This is a genomic window from Anaerolineales bacterium (assembly GCA_037382465.1).
In the GTDB taxonomy this organism is placed as follows: domain Bacteria; phylum Chloroflexota; class Anaerolineae; order Anaerolineales; family E44-bin32; genus WVZH01.
The window spans coordinates 230888-247895 of record JARRPX010000002.1; the positions used below are offsets into that span (position 1 = coordinate 230888).

The 17008-nt window shown below is 55.2% G+C and carries 17 protein-coding genes; 6 read left to right on the forward strand and 11 right to left on the reverse strand.

Annotation, left to right across the window (positions count from 1 at the left end; genetic code table 11):
* From P8Z34_01520 to P8Z34_01540, 5 genes are all read left to right on the forward strand, one after another.
* Positions 1–855: a DegV family protein gene (locus P8Z34_01520; GenBank protein MEJ2549342.1), complete on the forward strand. Its 855-nt coding sequence runs from the start codon at positions 1–3 to the stop codon at positions 853–855.
* 5 nt (positions 856–860) lie between these two features.
* A complete protein-coding gene (locus P8Z34_01525; protein ID MEJ2549343.1) occupies positions 861–1706 on the forward strand; it encodes a DegV family protein in 846 nt (281 codons plus the stop codon).
* Positions 1707–1746: 40 nt separating this feature from the next.
* On the forward strand, positions 1747–4299 hold the full coding sequence (gene recG, locus P8Z34_01530) for an ATP-dependent DNA helicase RecG (GenBank protein MEJ2549344.1): 2553 nt from the start codon (positions 1747–1749) through the stop codon (positions 4297–4299).
* Complete coding sequence (gene coaD, locus P8Z34_01535) at positions 4299–4826, forward strand: pantetheine-phosphate adenylyltransferase (protein ID MEJ2549345.1); 528 nt, start codon at positions 4299–4301, stop codon at positions 4824–4826. Before recG ends, coaD begins: the two co-directional genes overlap by 1 nt.
* Before the next feature lie 102 nt (positions 4827–4928).
* Entirely contained in the window at positions 4929–5417 is a 489-nt protein-coding gene (locus P8Z34_01540) for a hypothetical protein (GenBank protein MEJ2549346.1), read from the forward strand.
* Between the two features lie 50 nt (positions 5418–5467).
* On the opposite strand, the gene P8Z34_01545 is transcribed toward P8Z34_01540, so the two are convergent.
* The 11 genes from P8Z34_01545 to P8Z34_01595 all read right to left on the reverse strand — a co-directional run bounded on the left by P8Z34_01545 (position 5468) and on the right by P8Z34_01595 (position 16433).
* Positions 5468–7117, reverse strand: a complete 1650-nt coding sequence (locus P8Z34_01545; protein ID MEJ2549347.1) for a CTP synthase — start codon at positions 7115–7117, stop codon at positions 5468–5470.
* Positions 7118–7244: 127 nt separating this feature from the next.
* Complete coding sequence (locus P8Z34_01550) at positions 7245–7571, reverse strand: roadblock/LC7 domain-containing protein (GenBank protein MEJ2549348.1); 327 nt, start codon at positions 7569–7571, stop codon at positions 7245–7247.
* Between the two features lie 110 nt (positions 7572–7681).
* The gene (gene rimM, locus P8Z34_01555) at positions 7682–8107 is read right to left on the reverse strand and encodes a ribosome maturation factor RimM (protein ID MEJ2549349.1); all 426 of its coding nucleotides are present in this window, start codon (positions 8105–8107) and stop codon (positions 7682–7684) included.
* Positions 8108–8112: 5 nt separating this feature from the next.
* Complete coding sequence (locus P8Z34_01560) at positions 8113–8340, reverse strand: KH domain-containing protein (GenBank protein MEJ2549350.1); 228 nt, start codon at positions 8338–8340, stop codon at positions 8113–8115.
* 138 nt (positions 8341–8478) lie between these two features.
* Entirely contained in the window at positions 8479–9045 is a 567-nt protein-coding gene (rpsP, locus tag P8Z34_01565; protein ID MEJ2549351.1) for a 30S ribosomal protein S16, read from the reverse strand.
* Positions 9046–9161: 116 nt separating this feature from the next.
* A complete protein-coding gene (ffh, locus tag P8Z34_01570; protein MEJ2549352.1) occupies positions 9162–10478 on the reverse strand; it encodes a signal recognition particle protein in 1317 nt (438 codons plus the stop codon).
* A gap of 126 nt (positions 10479–10604) precedes the next feature.
* On the reverse strand, positions 10605–13283 hold the full coding sequence (locus tag P8Z34_01575) for an FtsW/RodA/SpoVE family cell cycle protein (GenBank protein MEJ2549353.1): 2679 nt from the start codon (positions 13281–13283) through the stop codon (positions 10605–10607).
* Entirely contained in the window at positions 13261–14127 is an 867-nt protein-coding gene (gene mtnP / locus P8Z34_01580; protein MEJ2549354.1) for an S-methyl-5'-thioadenosine phosphorylase, read from the reverse strand. The genes P8Z34_01575 and mtnP overlap by 23 nt, the downstream gene beginning before the upstream one ends.
* Positions 14128–14282: 155 nt before the next feature.
* Positions 14283–14729: an FHA domain-containing protein gene (locus tag P8Z34_01585; protein ID MEJ2549355.1), complete on the reverse strand. Its 447-nt coding sequence runs from the start codon at positions 14727–14729 to the stop codon at positions 14283–14285.
* On the reverse strand, positions 14726–15547 hold the full coding sequence (locus P8Z34_01590; protein MEJ2549356.1) for a DUF3662 domain-containing protein: 822 nt from the start codon (positions 15545–15547) through the stop codon (positions 14726–14728). The genes P8Z34_01585 and P8Z34_01590 overlap by 4 nt, the downstream gene beginning before the upstream one ends.
* 34 nt (positions 15548–15581) lie before the next feature.
* Entirely contained in the window at positions 15582–16433 is an 852-nt protein-coding gene (locus tag P8Z34_01595) for an FHA domain-containing protein (GenBank protein ID MEJ2549357.1), read from the reverse strand.
* 128 nt (positions 16434–16561) lie between these two features.
* Here P8Z34_01595 and P8Z34_01600 point away from each other — a divergent pair, with 128 nt between their 5' ends.
* Positions 16562–16996, forward strand: coding sequence for an archease (locus P8Z34_01600; protein MEJ2549358.1), 435 nt, complete (start codon positions 16562–16564; stop codon positions 16994–16996).
* Positions 16997–17008: the final 12 nt, after the last annotated feature.

Below are 17008 nucleotides of genomic sequence, written 5' to 3' on the forward strand. Positions count from 1 at the left end.
ATGGCCCGAATCAGCATCGTAACCGATAGTTCTGCACGTTTTCCCGCCCAAAGTATCGTCTCTCAATACCCGGTATCTTTCGCTCCGATGCAGATTCAATGTGGGGGCAAGACAATCGAGGACCGGGCTGATGTAGATATGCGTGATTATCACTCGGTCATCGAAGAATGCCAGAGTGTCCCGAAGATCGAACCGTTTTCGGTCGACCAGATTGCTTCGATCTATGCCCGTCTGCAATCCGAGAGCGATCAAATTCTATCCATTCATACCTCTGCGGGCCTCTGTAATGCCGTAGCCAACGCGGAAGCCGCCAGCCAGCGCTTCCTGGGGAAAACAAAAATCCAGGTCATCGATTCTCAATCCGTGTCCTATGGATTGGGTCTGCTCATCCAGGCGGTGGTCAAGGCTGCCAGCCATGGAGCCGATTTCGAATCCCTCATCCGGCTCACGAGAAACATCATCCCCCGACTTTACATGGTCTTTTTCATGCACGATCTTCTCTACCTGGAAGAAAATCAATACATCAGCCGATCCCAGGCGATATTGGGCAACATGCTGGGGATCATCCCATTTCTCACGCTCGAGGAAGGGAAAATGATCCCGATGGAGAAAGTCCGCTCGCGCACACGCGCGATAGAAAAACTGATCGAGTTCGTACTCGAATTCTCAACCATCGAACATCTGGCGATTCTTCAGGAATGTTCCCAAGCGACGCAAGAAAGCCTCTCGATCATCGAACGACTGCGGCCTGTATATCCTGACGTTTCCATCTCAACGACTTCCTACGGCGCTTGCCTCACGGCGTACCTCGGACTGGACAGTCTCGGCATCGTTGTCCTAGAGGCCGCAGATTGACTTACATGAGCGCCCGCGGCCAAAGAACCGCCGTCGTAACCGACAGCACTTCCGATATCCCGGAGCAGACAGCGAGGGCTTTGGACATCGACGTTGTTCCCGCGCTGCTCACTGTCGAGGGGAAAACCTATCGGGATGGCATCGATCTCACCCGGGACGAATTTTATCGACGCTTACCCCAATTCAAGACGCCTCCCACAACCGCCGCCCCGTCCCCTCTTGCCTATGAAGAGGTTTATGAGAGACGACTTTCTTCCGGGTACGACCAAATACTCTCGATTCACCTTTCGGCGAAATTGAGTGGGATGATCAACGTCGTCAATCGGGCTGCGCAGAACTTCGATGGTCGTGTCCACATCTACGATAGTCAGCAGGTCTCCCTGGGATTGGGATTTCAAGTGATAGAGGCAGCCCAGGCGGTTTCCGAATGTATGCCGATGCCCACCTTACTCCAAAAGATGGACGAAACACGAAGCAAGATTCATCTGATCGCCATGCTGGACACACAAGATTATCTGCTGCGAAGCGGTCGCGTGAGATGGGCGACTGCGAATTTGGGGAAGATGCTCCGCATTCGTTTACTTGTCGGAGTCGAGAAAGGTGAGGTCGTGCGTAAAGCGCTCGTCCGCACGCGAAACCGGGCCATCGAGGAATTATCGGCGCTGGCAAGATCGTGGAAAGCTCTCCAACGCCTGGCCATCCTGCATACTGCTGCTGAAAAAGAAGCCGAAGCGCTGGCCGAAGCGCTGGTGGAAATATCCACTACGCCGCCCATGATCGTCGATGCAACGACACTATTGGGCGTCTACGTTGGCCCCGCTGCCCTGGGCATCGCCGGACTTTGTATCTAGTCTCTGGCAAATTTCCAGCATCGCCTTTATTATTAATCCAATGAACCCAGCATTAGAAAAAGTCGCCAAGTATTTAAATCTTGAAATGGATCGCAATTTCGATAATCGTGCCGTCGTCGGCGGTCTTCAGCGCATGCTCGCGCCATGGGAGGCCGAAGCGCGCTCGACGGGAGTGCCGGATAACGTGATCGAAGCCGTGGTCGCCAGACTCCGGGATTACCCCACGTTATCGGTCGCCTCGCGCAAGGAGGCGCTCGAGGGACTCGTGCGCCGCTTGCAGTCCGAGTTCCCCGATCTGCCGCTTCCCGATTTATCGCCCTCCGGAACGAACGAAGTCGTAGAATCGGTGGCCGAAGTCCAGCAGGAATCACACGCCGAACAACCCTCCGCAGCGACATCCGCGTATGCGAGTCCGGTTGAACCGGAAGAGCAGAGTCCAAAGCCTTCGGCAGATTCGGCAGAGACGAAAACAGTCGAAGCCGAAGCAAAGCCCAAAGACGATCGCAAGGCCGGACCACAAGGGCCTCCGGCCGCGCTCAACGCTCCATTGACCAGCATCGCCGGCATCGGACCAAAATCCGCAAAAACGCTGAATAAACTGAACTTGTCCACCCTGGGCGATTTGCTCTGGCATCTGCCCCGCCGTTACGATGATTACTCCAAACTGAAAACCATCAACCAGCTCTTTTATGGAGATGAAGTAACCGTAATCGGCACGGTCGAAGACGTGAACACCCGGACCGTACGCAGCGGAAAGTTGAAACTGGTCGAAGCCGTAATCAGCGACGGCACCGGCTCGCTGCGAGTGACCTGGTTCAATCAGCCCTGGATTGCCGACCGCCTGAAGCCGGACCGGCCGATCGTGTTGTCCGGCAAGATCGATCAATATCTTGGCCACCTGACCATGAACAGCCCGGAATGGGAACTGCTGGAGCGAAAACAGCTCCACACCAACCGCATCGTACCGATATACCCGCTGACGGCAGGCGTCTCCAGCAAATGGCTGCGCCGGGTAATACATTCCGTCGTCACCCGACTGGCGCCAAGGATCCCCGATCCGCTTCCCGCATCGATACGCGATTCGGCCAACCTGATCCCGTTGGATCAAGCGTTGCAGCAAATTCACTTCCCGGATGATTGGGATCATCTACACCAGGCGCAGCACCGTCTCGCTTTCGATGAGATGTTCATGCTCCAGCTCGGTGTCCTGCGTCAAAAGCAGGCCTGGGAACGCCTCAGCTGTCCTTCCCTGCATGTGGAAACGGAATGGATCGAGCGCTTCCAATCCTCGCTGCCGTACGAGCTGACGGAATCACAAAAGCGCGCGCTGAAGGAAATCCGATCCGATCTCGAAGCGACCCACCCCATGAATCGATTGCTTCAAGGTGACGTGGGATCAGGAAAGACGATCGTGGCTGCGGCAGCGGTGGGAATCGCAGCCGCGTGCGATACGCAGTCTGCAATCCTGGCACCGACAAGCATCCTTGCAGAGCAACATTACCAAACCCTGCGTGAAATCCTGCCTTCCGCTGCCGGGATTCCCGAAGATCGAATCGCGATACTCCTTGGCAGCACTTCGGAAGCCGATAAAGAAGAAATACGCAAGAACCTCGAAAGCGGCGCCATCCAGGTCATCGTTGGTACCCACGCATTGTTGGAAGGACCGATTAAATTTGCGAACCTGGGCCTCGCCGTGATCGACGAGCAGCACCGCTTCGGCGTCGAACAGCGGGCCATCCTACGTGACAAAGGCGACAACCCGAATCTGCTGGTGATGACCGCAACACCCATCCCGAGATCGCTCGCCCTGACCGTTTACGGCGATCTCGATCTGACGGTAATCGACGAGATGCCCAAAGGTCGTATGCCGGTCGAGACGAAGGTTTTCCGGCCGCAAGAACGAACACGTGCGCATCATTTCATCAGCAAACAGGTGGAGCAAGGGCATCAAGCGTTCATCATCTATCCTCTTGTGGACGATTCGGAGAAAATCGAAGCGAAAGCCGCCGTTAAGGAGTACGAGAGTTTGAGCAACGAGGTCTTCCCACAATTCCGGGTCGGCCTGCTGCACGGCCGCATGCGGCCGGACGAAAAAGACGAAATCATGTCCCAATTTCGGGATGGAAAAATCGACATTCTCGTCTCTACTTCCGTGGTCGAGGTTGGAATCGACATCCCCAACGCTACGGTCATGCTGGTCGAGGGCGCCAATCGATTCGGCCTGGCGCAGCTGCATCAGTTCCGCGGGCGCGTCGGTCGAGGGGACCAACCTTCCTACTGCCTACTCATTCCGGACAGCGATGACGCCGCAGATAACGAGAGACTGGCGGCCATGGAATCCACGACGGATGGTTTCAAACTCGCAGAATACGATCTCGACCAACGCGGTCCGGGTGAATTCCTGGGAACCCGCCAATCCGGTTTCACAGATTTACACACCGCGCAGATCACGGACGTCAAGTTGATCGAAAAGGCTCGCAGAGAGGCGCAGGCCGTTTTCACCGCCGATCCAACGTTATCACAGCCCGAGCATTCTCGGATCGCCGCTGAGATGAAGCGTTTTTGGGGGCTTGAGAAGGGAGAAATGAGTTAATGGTTCGAGCCGTCTTTCCTGGCACGTTTGATCCGATTCATTACGGACACATCGACATCGCCCGACGTGCAAGCCGCTTGTTCGACGAGATGATCATCGCCGTGTACGACAAACCCAACAAAGTGTTGTTGTTTACACCCGAACAACGCCTGGCGCTCGTTCGAAAGGAATTCGAGAACGATAAACGCATCAGCGCGACGATTTTCAGTGGCTTGACGGTAAATTTCTGCAAGGAAGTCGGCGCACAAGTCATCGTTCGAGGCTTGCGGGTCTTTTCGGACTTCGAACACGAATTTCGCATGGCGTTGGCAAACCATCGTCTCGAGCCCGAAATCGACGTCGTCGCACTGATCACCAGCGAGGAACACAGCTTTCTCACGGGAAGCACCGTGAAGGAAATCGCTTCCTTCGGAGGCGACATCAGCAGTCTCGTTCCGGATCACGTCGCCAAAGCACTCGACCTGCGCTTCAAAGAGCTCGGTGATGACGGTCCGAACAGGGTTCCGGATACTTCTCTACTCGATTGAAGCCGGTTGACCGGAACGCAACTTCGGTGTACGCTTCGGCCTGAACCTTGCAACTTCAAGCATGCGGTCCTTATCATCCCGCAATCCGGACCGGAGGAATGTATGGACATCCTACACCTGGTGGATCGATTAGAGGAATTGTTCAACGAGAGCAGACCGATTCCGCTGACCCACAACGTCGTGGTTGACGAAGATCGTATGCTGGAAATCATCGATCAAATGCGTATTTCCATTCCGGATGAAGTCAAAAAAGCGCAGCAAGTGCTGGCACAGCGCGACCGCGTGCTCGCTCAAGCTCAGGAAGAAGCCAATCGAACCATCGCCATGGCAAAGAAGAACGCCGACGATGTCGTCTCCCGAGACGCCATTGTGGAAGCCTCTCAAGCTAGAGCAGAACAGATACTCGCTCAGGCCAGGGCGGATGCAGAGTTGATCCGCCGTGAGGCGGATGATTACATCGTTGAATCTTTGGGGGCAATCGAGGCGGAATTACTGCGCCTCGTAAATCAGACCCGGAACGGCATCGCCAAGCTGACTGCGGATCGTCTCAACGTTTCCGAACAGGCGCCGGAAATTCTGGACGGCGATTAGCCCAATCTTCACATCATCCAGGAAACAAGCGACCATCCTGGTCGCAGGGCTTAATCCGTGCCCTGCGCCACACTCTGCTTGCCGACTTTCATCCGCGCTTCCGCCTTCGCCGCTACGGCTTCGAGGAACGCTTTGAAGAGAGGATGAGGCCGATTGGGCCGCGACAGAAATTCCGGATGGAATTGACACCCGAGCATGAAAGGATGGTCTTTCAGCTCTGCAATTTCGACCAGACGATCGTCCGGTGAAAGGCCGGAGAAGACCATCCCATGTTCACCGAAGATTTCCCGGTAAGTATTGTTGAACTCGAATCGATGGCGGTGACGCTCCTCCACCCGGTTGCAGTTGTAGGCATGTTTGGCGATGGTGCCCCGTTTTAACACACAGGGATACAATCCCAATCTCATCGTGCCGCCCATGTCTCCGATGCCGCGCTGTTCGGGAAGCAAGTCGATTACCGGATGCGGCGTGTTGATGTTGAACTCCGTCGAGTTCACGTCTTCCGAACCCAACACGTACCGGCCGAATTCGATCACCATAACCTGCATGCCGAGGCAAAGTCCCAAATACGGTATCTTGTTTTCCCGGGCGTAGTGAGCCGCCGCGATTTTCCCCTCGATCCCCCGCGATCCGAATCCCCCGGGCACGATCACGCCGTCCGCCATCTCCAATTCGGCGAATCCTTTACCTTTCTCCAGCTCCGCAGAATGCAGCCATATGATCTCGGCTTTTACGCCCGCCGATAACGCCGCGTGACGTACGGCCTCGCGCACACTCATGTACGCATCCTGCAGCTCGACGTACTTGCCCACCAACGCAATACGTACTATGGGTCTATCTTTGCGTTCGGCGGCAATCATGCGCTCCCATTCGGCCCACTCCGGTTTTTTCCTGGCCTTCAAACCCAGGCGGGTGAGTACGTGTTCTCCCAATCCTTCTCGTTCCAGGAGCAAGGGCACCTCATACAGGATGGAAGTCGTCGTGAGTGGAATCACGGCGCGCGCATCGACGTCGCAAAACAAGGCGATCTTTTCGCGCAAATCCTCGCCGACAACATAGTCTGAACGGGCGACGATCACGTCCGGCTGGATGCCGATCGAGCGCAATTCCCGCACCGAATGCTGGGTCGGTTTCGTTTTCAACTCGCCGGTTGCGCCGATGCGCGGCAGCCAGGTTGTGTGCAGGAAAATCGTCCGATCCCGGCCGATATCCGAGCGCATCTGACGCAGCGCTTCTAAAAAGGGGAGCGACTCGATATCACCGACGGTGCCGCCGACCTCGACGATCACGATGTCTGCGTTGGTCGTCCGAAAGACGAGCCCGATACGGCGTTTGATCTCGTTGGTTATGTGGGGTATGACCTGAATCGTACCGCCGAGAAAATCACCGCGTCGTTCCTGTGCGATGACTTCGGAATAAATCTGACCCGTCGTTACGTTGCATACTCGATTCAGGCTCGTGTCGATAAAGCGCTCGTAATGCCCCAGGTCGAGATCGGTCTCCGCACCGTCATCGAGCACGTATACCTCGCCGTGCTGGTAGGGGCTCATGGTTCCCGGATCTACGTTGATGTAGGGATCGAGTTTCTGTATCGATACCTCGAAGCCTCGCTCCTTGAGCAATTTACCGAGCGCAGCCGCTGTGACGCCTTTCCCCACAGAGCTGACAACACCGCCTGTGATGAAGATATATCTGGTCATTGTCGCCTCCGACTGAAGGTATCGTCCTCGAATGGATTCCGCCTTAAAAGGTCGGTGGGGAGACCGATTTTCGGTGATCTCCCCACCGTCGTTGAAATTTCTCTCGCCGTGTGTGTTTTATACATCTTCATGTGCGGACAAGGTCTCCCAGGTCGCTGACTGCTTTGTGCATCTCCAGAAAGAGTAAGCCGAGTTTGGCTTGCTGGCGAGCCAAAACAGAGAGCAGCGCCTCATTTCCCATCGACATCAGTAGGATATACCCGTCGTCTCCCTGGACGTAGACTTCATCCAACATGCCTCGTTCCAATTCACTCGAAATGCGCTTACCAATATTCAACATGCTGGCCGACATCGCAGACACACGCTCCTCCTCCACCCCGAGAGGGAAGGAAGATGCGATCGTCAACCCATCGACACCCACGATTGCCGCAGCTTCGACATCCGGTGTGTTCACATGGAGTTGCGTGAAGCACGCAATTCGAATTGTCCGGTCCTTTGAACGAACGCGCGACCTGTCCGTTCTTTAAAATCTATAAGTTCTTAACACGTTTGGTAGGGGATTCGTTACTCGATCAAACCCGGAATCAAACGAACGACGATTCTCTCATTTTCGAGATCCACATCCTGAATCACCGATTCGATCGCGGGGAGCAAGATTTCCTTTCCAGTGGAATCCCGCACGAGGTACACGTCGTTCGCCCCGGTTTCCATGATCTCCTCGATCGTGCCGAGCTCTTCACCCGCCGTTGTAATGACGTGCAGCCCCACAATTTGCCAATGAAAGAATTCCCCCTCCGGAAGAGGCGCCAACGGATCTTTCTTGGCCCCGAGATAGATATTCACGGAAGGTTCAAGCTTGTAGATGAGTTCAGAATTGGAAGAGACTTTCAATCCGCCTCGTACACCGTGAGGACGAACGACGCGCCCGACAGCCAGATATTCCGGTGGTTGTCGGGCGCTTTTGTTTGTAGATGGATGGTCGGAGTCCATGAAGCCTAGAGGATATCCAGGGAAACGCGATTTCCACGGCGCGACGCCGCGACTCGCAAGAGGGTGCGCATGGCATTCGCCACCCGGCCTTTGCGGCCGATCACTCGGCCCATGTCCTCATCTGCAACGCTCAACGTGATCCGAACGTTTCGGCGCTGCGTGTACTCCATGACCTTCACTTGCGTAGGATCGTCCACCAAGGACTTCGCAATGAACTCAATCAAGGCTTTCATACCAGGTTATCTTTCTCCCCACGCTGCTGCCGGAACCCGCAGTGAATGGGCTACTCAGTCCAATGAGAAGCTACTGAACGGACATTGGATGCGCCATGACATGAGCTTCAAATCGGGCGCATTCCAACCGTTTGTAGATTATTCTTCCGACGCTTCTTCCGTTTCGTCTGCTTCTTCTTGAACTTCTTCCGCTTTCACCTCTTCGGTTTCAGCTTCAGCCTTTTCTTCCGCTGCTTCTTCGGCGGTTTTTGCCTCAATCGCCGCCTCGTCTTCTATCGCTTCCTCGGCGGATTCTTCCTTTACTGCTTCTTCAGAAGCTTCCTTTCCCTTCGTTTTCCGTTTCTTGGCGGCACGTTTTTCAGTGAGATCATCCCTTCTCGTACGCGGATCGACTTGTGGGATGGCCGCTTCGGCTTCCTTGAGTAGTTTTTCAAGCTTTTCACCACCCTTGAACCGCTCCCAACGCTCCCAAGTTCCGATGGAACGAAGCGCATCTACGACAGAGTCAGATGGCTGTGCACCATTCTGAAGCCAGTGGAATAAACGAGCTTCATCGATCTGGATCGTCGAAGGTTCAGTCCGTGGATTGTAATGCCCAAGAATCTCGAGGAATTTGCCATCGCGCGGACTTTCCTTGTCTGCCGCGATGATTCTGAAGCTTGGCTGGTTCCGTGAACCTACCCGGCGTAATCGAATTCGAACCATTGTATTCTTTACTCTCCTATTTTTATTGATCGCCGTCGATTTGCGCAGTGAGGGGAGAGGTATGCCAGGAAGGTTAGCACGTATCACCTCGTTGCGAATAGCATGCGGCGGCGTTGTTACATTAAATTCGAAAGTCCTCTAAAAGCGTCACTGCCGGTACTTTTCAACAACCTTTGCATCTGACGGTACTGGCGCAGGAGCTGATTCACTTCTTGAACCGTCGTTCCCGATCCAGCGGCAACACGTCTCTTTCGACTTGCGTTCAATTTCTGCGGATGCTGCCGTTCGTACACTGTCATAGATTGTATCATTGCTTTCGTTCGATTCAGCTGTTTCTCGGCAGCAATTTGATCGATCTGTGCGCCGCCGGTCAATCCACCCGGGAGCATCGACAATACCTTGCCGAAAGGGCCGATGCGTTGGATCATGGCGATCTGCTCCAGGAAATCCTCCAACGTAAACTCACCGCTGCGCAGGCGATCTACCTGTTTGCTTGCCAGCTGCGGGTCCAATCCCGCTTGCGCTTTCTCGACGAGTCCGCTGATGTCTCCCATTCCCAGGATTCTCGAAGCCAGTCGCTCCGGATCGAAAATCTCAATTGCATCTCTTGCTTCACCGACGCCGATGAATTTTATCGGTACGCCGGTGACGGCACGCATGGAAATCGCCGCGCCGCCGCGCGCGTCGCCATCCATTTTCGTCAAGATAATCCCCGTGATATCCAGGGCTTCACGAAAGCCTTGGGCGATGTTCACCGCTTCCTGACCCGTCATGGCGTCCGCCACGAGCAGGATCTCGACTGGCGCAAGCCGATCACGGATCGATTCGAGTTCGTCCATCATGTTCTCGTCGATTTGCGAACGTCCTGCGGTATCCAGTATAACGACGCTCGCTCCTGCGTTCGAAGCGGATCGGAATCCGGATTCGCTCATCGCCAACGGTGAAAGACCTGGTTCGTAGGACACGGGGACCTTGATTTCCTCGCCAAGGATGACCAACTGTTCGGCAGCCGCCGGCCGGTATGGATCGACGGCAACCAGCCAAACCCGCTCTCCGCCCGTCTTCAACAGCCGCGCCAGTTTCGCCGCGGTGGTCGTTTTACCTGCGCCCTGGAGGCCCACCAACATGACGATTCGTGGCTTATCTCCCGTGAGATCAAGCGCGACGGGTTGCCCCAGAGTCTTGACCAATACTTCCTGGACGATCACGATGACCTGTTGGGCAGGATTTAACGCCCGGGCAACTTCCGCACTCAAGGCACGCTCGCGTACGATCTCGAGCAGTTCTTTTACGACTTTGTAATGTACGTCCGCCTCGAGCAGCGCCAGGCGGATTTCTTTAAGCGCCGCATCTACGTCCTCGGGACGCAAGCGACCTCTCCTGGCGAGCAGTCGAAATGTGCTTTGCATACGCTGGGTTAGAGATTCAAACATTTTTCAGACTTCATCCGTACACACAAGCCGCCGGATCGGGCTGTCTTTCGACAGCAACCGGCCGGCGGGCAGAATTCCGCTCGATGCCAACAAACAAAAACATTGTAGTCTCGAAGATAGGCATGGTCAAGGGGGGCTGGACGATGGATCATGCCAAGCGAGCAACGACAACCCGATCGCCTGTGCTCGTACCAGCGGGGCATCTTCCAATATCACCAATACCAGTTGAGCGAAGCCCAGATCATCGACGTTCGAACACACAAACCAGCTCAAGCTCTCCTCAGCCGTTCCTGCGATCGCTTGAGCCGTGTATCGAAAGATAGAACCCGAATCATCCGTAAGCGCCGTGCGTATTCTTTCACTTATTTCGGGAGCAATCGCTTCATCCCGTCCAGCGAGAGAATCGACTTCCTGCCAGCGGCCGTTCATATCTTTCGTCGCGGCTACGACACGCAACGCCGGGAGATCGCCGTCTGCAAGCAAGGCCGCAAATGCCCGTGCGACCTGCAGCGGCGTGACGGTTGTGTCGCCCTGCCCAACGGCCGCCATTTGCCAATCGCTTTCGCTTGGGCCGACCACGGCGGGCGGCACAGGAACGGTCTCGAGGCGGATCGAAGGCGGTTGAGTAAAACCGAAAGCCTGCAGCATACCGACGAGGTTTTTCGCTTCGAAATCTGCCCCCAATTCGGTGAATGCGCCGGGGCATCCAGCGCGCAGCGCCTGTGCATAATCAACTTCCTCATTATTGGACAAGTCCATCAAACAACGCAGCTCCGTCCCGTCCACAGAAACGGCGGAAGCTGCATTCGATGCTCGATCTTCCAGCCGCACCAACCCAGCCGTTTCTGACCAGGCCATGACGAACGGGGCAAACGTCATTCCGGGTTGATAGCTAGCCTGTGTGGCGCGATTCAGCAAGGGCGCCCCTTCCTGGTCGATCAAGGATTGCCAGTCCGCATCCACACGATTGGGATCGTATGACGGTGACGAGACCATGGCCAGGATGTCTCCGGTCGAAGGATCGAGGATCACGATCGCCCCCGTCTCACCTTGCAGCGCTTCCCAGGCTTCACGCTGCAAAGCGCTATCGACCGTCAGACGCACATCCAATCCCGGAGGCGGATATCCCGTAAGCAGCCGGTCCCACCAGCCGACGGACAGCGGATAACCCTCTTCCCCGCGGAGCACTTTGTCCATCGTTCGTTCGACGCCGGTTTGACCGTAGGCCAGTGAACTGAACCCCGTTACGGTCGCAGCCCAGGGCGCCGGATAAACGCGTTCGTACGACCCTTGTTCACCGGTCGACATTGCCAACACCTCACCCGTTCGGTCGACGATTTTCCCGCGCAGGTTATAAAGTTCGGATACCGTCCTGCGGGGATTGTCCGTACGCGCCGTTAGAAGCGGTGCACGATAAATCGTCCACCACCCAAGCAGAACGGCCAAACCCACCCAGGCGGCGGTGATCCAGCCATGAATCGTAAGCAGCGGCCGGGAGAAATTGCCGGCTCCTCCTGAACTATCCGAAAGCAAGAGAAGAAAGGAAAGCGCAATCAGATTGGTCATCAATGATGAGCCACCGTAGGATACGAAGGGCAGCGTCACGCCGACGAGAGGCAGCATGCGGATATTGCCTCCGACAATCAAGATCGTCTGAAAGGCAAAGCCGATCGACAGACCACCGGCAAGAATCACACCGAAAGGTTCTCTGGACCTGGCCGCCACCCGAAATCCTCGAGCCACGAGAATTGCGAACAACGCAATCAGACCGAACCCGCCGAGTAAACCCCACTCCTCCACGATGGCCGTAAAGACGAAATCGGAATGAACGACAGGGACGAAAGCCGGAGAACCGATCCCAGGGCCTCGTCCGAGTACACCGCCGGATGCGACGGCAATGAGTGCCTGTACCAACTGATAAGAACCGCCGCTCGGATCGCTCCATGGATCGATCCAGGCTTGAATACGATTCTGTACAGATGCAGAAAAGCCAAATCCAATCAATCCTCCGGCCAATATGATCAGGGCTGCAGCGACGAGGATGCGTCGTCTGCCCGTTACCAGGTACAGCAGGGCAGCGAGAATGACCAGATAGAGCGTCCCTGCACCTATGTCCCCCTGCAAGACGAGCAGCGCGACCGACAATCCCCACACGATGATCAACGGGGCATATGCAATCGGCCAGAATTTCGAACGTTCCCCCCAGCGGAACGCCATTCGATCCGCCAGATACGAGGCGAAAAACGAGATCAACAGCAGCCGCAGTGGCTCGGAAGGTTGAAGATAGATGCCGCAGCATCCCAACCAGAGGCGCGGTTCGACGCTGGACGGATTGGTGCCCAACAGGAGCGTCAGGGCAGTCAGGGCAACGCCCACGATCAGCCACAAGTAACGATATCGCCGCAGCCAACTCAGGTCCGCAGGCAAACGGAACACGATCAGCATCGCCCCCACACCCAAAACAAACCAACCCATCTGCCGCATCCCGAAACCTGGAGCGAGCCGCCAGATGGTCAATACACCCCAACCGCTGAGCAGCAGCCCGACGGGCAGGATGAAGGGATCGCGAAGAGGCCGCAGCCGCTGCAGCGTACGGCGTAAAGCAACCGCCGCGATCAGCCACACCGGTAAGACGGAAAAGTGCTGCCAGCGCGAACCAAGCGCTTCCGCTGTACGCGTTTTTACCGCGGGCGCCAGGTATAGAGCCAACGATGTCAGGCAGAGGAAAGCGAAAGCGAGACCCAAAAGCAGGGCCTCGCGGCGATCGTTTTCCTCGACCTGATCACGGAAGATAGCGCTCGACAAGAATGCCCAGCCTCCTCGCTGCTTCGGGATCGAGATGTTCTGGATCAGTGAGAATGGTGTCCTTCAACGCGTCCGCACAATCACATGCACGTGAACCATCCAATTCATCAATGAGAATGTTGATCGCGGCCTGTGCAAGCTCTGTATTCTCACGCAGCGTACGTACGATTCGCTCAACACTCACCGGCTCCTCGGAGGTATGCCATACGTCGTAATCCGTAACGTGCGCCATCACGGCATAGCACATCTCAGCTTCCCGCGCTAAAAATGCTTCCGGACACGTCGTCATGCCGATAATGGACATCCCCCAGCCACGATATGTATTCGATTCCGCCTTCGTCGAAAACCGCGGTCCCGGGATCGTAATGTAGGTTCCACCGCGATGTACATGGCCACCGGCCTCCTCGACACTCGCAGCCAGCGTCGCTGATAAATCCGCACAAAAAGGCTCAGCAGCGCTGATATGGGCCACAATGCCGCGGTCAAAAAAGGAACGATGACGTCCCTCGGTCCGGTCGAATAACTGGTCGGGCACTACGATTTCGCCGGGCGCGTAATCTTCACGCAAGGAGCCGCATGCACTTACGGCAAGGATGCGACCCACACCCATCATTTTCATCGCATAGATGTTCGCACGATAATTCACCGCTGTCGGTGTATACACGTGCCCGATTCCGTGCCGTGCCAGAAATACAATCCGCTTGCCAGCCCGCTCTCCGACGAACAACCGGGAAGACGGCCTTCCAAAAGGCGTATCAAGCTCACGATACTCCCCATTTTCGAGGCCATCCATGGCATACAAACCGGATCCGCCGATCACTCCGAGTACTGGCGCAGCAGGCATGCTTCCTCCCATGAGATATCAAAGCGATATATTAACATACCTGGAATGAAGTGTCATTGAGCGCTTAAGAGAGTCGAGACATGGAAATAAGTGTCTGTGGAACCACCCCCGATTCCGTAGTGTTTCCAGGAAGCAGCTGTCTGGCGGTGGTGCACTCAGTCTTGCACAGGCTCCGATTCAGACGGGTTCTTTTCAAATCGTGCAGTGACTTTTCCAAGCTGGATTCGATCGCCATCCGCCAACGCGAGCGGTTCGTTTACGGGGATGTCATTGACCTTCGTGCCATTTCTTGAGCCCAAATCCTCCAGCAGCCATTGGCCTTTGTAGAACGCCAGTCTTGCATGCCGCGTAGAAACGGTTTCATCGACGATCGGGATCGTGTTCTCCGCAGCGCGTCCGATGATATTCTCTTCCTGCAATTTGAATTTGCTGCATTCATCCCCCATTCCTTCGAGGTCGAGATATGCAAGTGGGATGCGCAGCGCATACGTACTGGCAGCCCGCAGATCGCGCCAGAGTACGAGAATCACCCCTGCGATGAACAAGTACAGAATCAACGCTGCGAGAAATCGCAGCACCAGGAACAGGACATCGAGACTCACCGTTCCGACATATCCTTTTTGAGAGTCGTTCTGGTTGGTTGATCCCCGGCCGGCAGAGGAGGAAATCGAGGATGGTACGACGGAGTCTCATCTGGTGGTCCGTTGGGGTCTTCGCCATATACAAGAAGCGTACTGGCAATGGTGATCACGTCCCCCGGCTGCAGCACATGCTGCTTCGCCTTACGATCGTTCACACGCGTCCCGGACGTCGATCCCAGGTCGAAGAGAACGAAACGAGAATCTCGTAAACGCAGTTGGGCATGAGTTCGAGATACGTGCGGATCATCCAAAATGAGTTGATTGTCGAGACGTCGTCCGATGTTTATGACCGGGCGATCCAATGGGAAGTGGCGGGAACCACTGACGATAAGGTAGGCACCGATCGGCATCTCCCCTTGTTCTTGGCTGAGATCTTGAGACATTCCTTGTGTGGCTTCGATCAACGTTTCGCTGTGCCAGGCGACGACGCGCACTTCGTGCTCGGCCAGGGTTGGATCCGCCGCAATGGTAATATGCGGCTCGCAGGAAAGAAAATAGCCGCTCTCGCGCACAATCGACAGCAAACCCGCTGCAAGCTCATCCCGTAAATCGGGAATTTTCTCCAGCAGCATCTCCACGGCAGCCTGATTGAACGTCAAGGCATATCGATCCGGTGCGAGTAATTTTTCCCCCTCTCCATTCCGCACACCATCACTCATCGCCCGCGCCAATTGCCCCGCCAGCATCGCAGGTTGAACTTGTGCGCCGAGCAATCGACTCAACGCACCCTCGACGAGACCTTCTATTCGCTCCTCTAGCCTGCTAAAATGCTCTTTCATACGCTCATTCTTCAGTTGGGTGTGAATCTGGATTTCACTCGTCCGGCTTACCCGTCGGTGTGGTATCGCCTTCGAGTTCCGATTTCTTAATATAGAGTGGGGTTTCCGCATCACGTTCATCAACTGGTTTCGCGGGAGGGCTGTACGGTGGAGTGACCGCGGGTGGAACTTCCGCCCCTTCTGCATAGACCAACTCGACATCGGCCAAAGTAATCACGTCTCCGGCGAACAAAGTCTGTTTTTCGACCTTGCGTCCATTAACCTTGACGCCCGCCATCGAATCGAGATCGACGATCTGATATCGACATTCATGAGCTTCTATCTGCGCATGTTTTCGTGAAACATGGTGGCCGTCCAGCACGAGATCGTTATCGACGCGGCGGCCAATCGTGATTACCGGCTTGCTGAGTGGAAAATGCCTGCGGCCTTCAACAACGAGGAAAGCATTTCTTCTGGGTAGCTCAGACCTTACTACGGACAGATTTCTCGGATCGGGCGTGATCTCCATCGGATCGGCACTGTGCCATGCGATCACCCGTATCTCGCCCTTCTTCAGCGTTGGGTCTGTCGCCAGCGTGATGTGCGGCTCTCTGGTAAACGAGAAGTTGCATTCGTTCAACGCCTTCTCAAGGTTCGCGGCCAAATCATCTTGGATTTCAGGCTTGACGGATTGTAACTCACCCGTTTCGTGAGGATGAATGGTCAATGTAAACTGATCGGGAGCAAAGCGCTGCGAATCCCGATCGACTTTGACCGTAGCCAGCACTTCTGTTGCGATCTGATGAGAAAGCGTCGAAACCGAAAAATCGCGCCATGGCAAAAGCTTTACGCTGTTGTGTATCGCCAGTTGGATTGTCTTTGCAAGTGTTTGAAGTTGGTCATCCATATTCAAATTATAAGCCACTGCTCAAAATCAATAAACCCTCAGGACCTCAATCTTCCGTACTCTCATTCAACCATAAGCCCATCTGATCATGCCATATAATACTATATAGATGGAGTAAAAGTGAGGAAATGAACGAATCAAGCCGCATCGATCGGGGAAGTACTGCCGTCGAAGAGATTGAACATACCGCCGACTGGGCCATCCGGGTCCGAGGTAAAAACCTCGAGGCGTTATTTCAAAACGCCGCTCAGGGAATGCTGCAATTAATGCAGGCGTCATCACGTTCCGGAACACCCCGGTCAAAGACCATCGAGCTTCGCGCGCTCGACAACGAAACCCTGATGGTAACCTGGCTGGAAGAATTACTTTTCAACATGGAAACCCACGAGGTCAACTATACGGATATCGATGTTCAGAAAGTGGAAGACTGCCGCCTGCGGGCGATCGTGCGAGAAACGCCGCTTGCGGCGTTGAAGAAAGAGATCAAGGCGGTGACGTTTCACGACTTGAAAATCGAATCGACAGACGAAGGCTTTATCACCACCATCGTTTTCGACGTCTAGCGGGAGTGACGA

What these genes read in the sequence shown, in the direction of transcription:
- P8Z34_01520 (MEJ2549342.1), top strand. Translation starts at nt 1, where the DNA reads ATGGCCCGAATCAGCATCGTAACCGATAGTTCTGCACGTTTTCCCGCC.
- P8Z34_01525 (MEJ2549343.1), top strand. Translation starts at nt 861, where the DNA reads ATGAGCGCCCGCGGCCAAAGAACCGCCGTCGTAACCGACAGCACTTCC.
- recG (MEJ2549344.1), top strand. Translation starts at nt 1,747, where the DNA reads ATGAACCCAGCATTAGAAAAAGTCGCCAAGTATTTAAATCTTGAAATG.
- coaD (MEJ2549345.1), top strand. Translation starts at nt 4,299, where the DNA reads ATGGTTCGAGCCGTCTTTCCTGGCACGTTTGATCCGATTCATTACGGA.
- P8Z34_01540 (MEJ2549346.1), top strand. Translation starts at nt 4,929, where the DNA reads ATGGACATCCTACACCTGGTGGATCGATTAGAGGAATTGTTCAACGAG.
- P8Z34_01545 (MEJ2549347.1), bottom strand. Translation starts at nt 7,117, where the DNA reads ATGACCAGATATATCTTCATCACAGGCGGTGTTGTCAGCTCTGTGGGG.
- rimM (MEJ2549349.1), bottom strand. Translation starts at nt 8,107, where the DNA reads ATGGACTCCGACCATCCATCTACAAACAAAAGCGCCCGACAACCACCG.
- P8Z34_01560 (MEJ2549350.1), bottom strand. Translation starts at nt 8,340, where the DNA reads ATGAAAGCCTTGATTGAGTTCATTGCGAAGTCCTTGGTGGACGATCCT.
- rpsP (MEJ2549351.1), bottom strand. Translation starts at nt 9,045, where the DNA reads ATGGTTCGAATTCGATTACGCCGGGTAGGTTCACGGAACCAGCCAAGC.
- ffh (MEJ2549352.1), bottom strand. Translation starts at nt 10,478, where the DNA reads ATGTTTGAATCTCTAACCCAGCGTATGCAAAGCACATTTCGACTGCTC.
- mtnP (MEJ2549354.1), bottom strand. Translation starts at nt 14,127, where the DNA reads ATGCCTGCTGCGCCAGTACTCGGAGTGATCGGCGGATCCGGTTTGTAT.
- P8Z34_01590 (MEJ2549356.1), bottom strand. Translation starts at nt 15,547, where the DNA reads ATGAAAGAGCATTTTAGCAGGCTAGAGGAGCGAATAGAAGGTCTCGTC.
- P8Z34_01595 (MEJ2549357.1), bottom strand. Translation starts at nt 16,433, where the DNA reads ATGGATGACCAACTTCAAACACTTGCAAAGACAATCCAACTGGCGATA.
- P8Z34_01600 (MEJ2549358.1), top strand. Translation starts at nt 16,562, where the DNA reads ATGAACGAATCAAGCCGCATCGATCGGGGAAGTACTGCCGTCGAAGAG.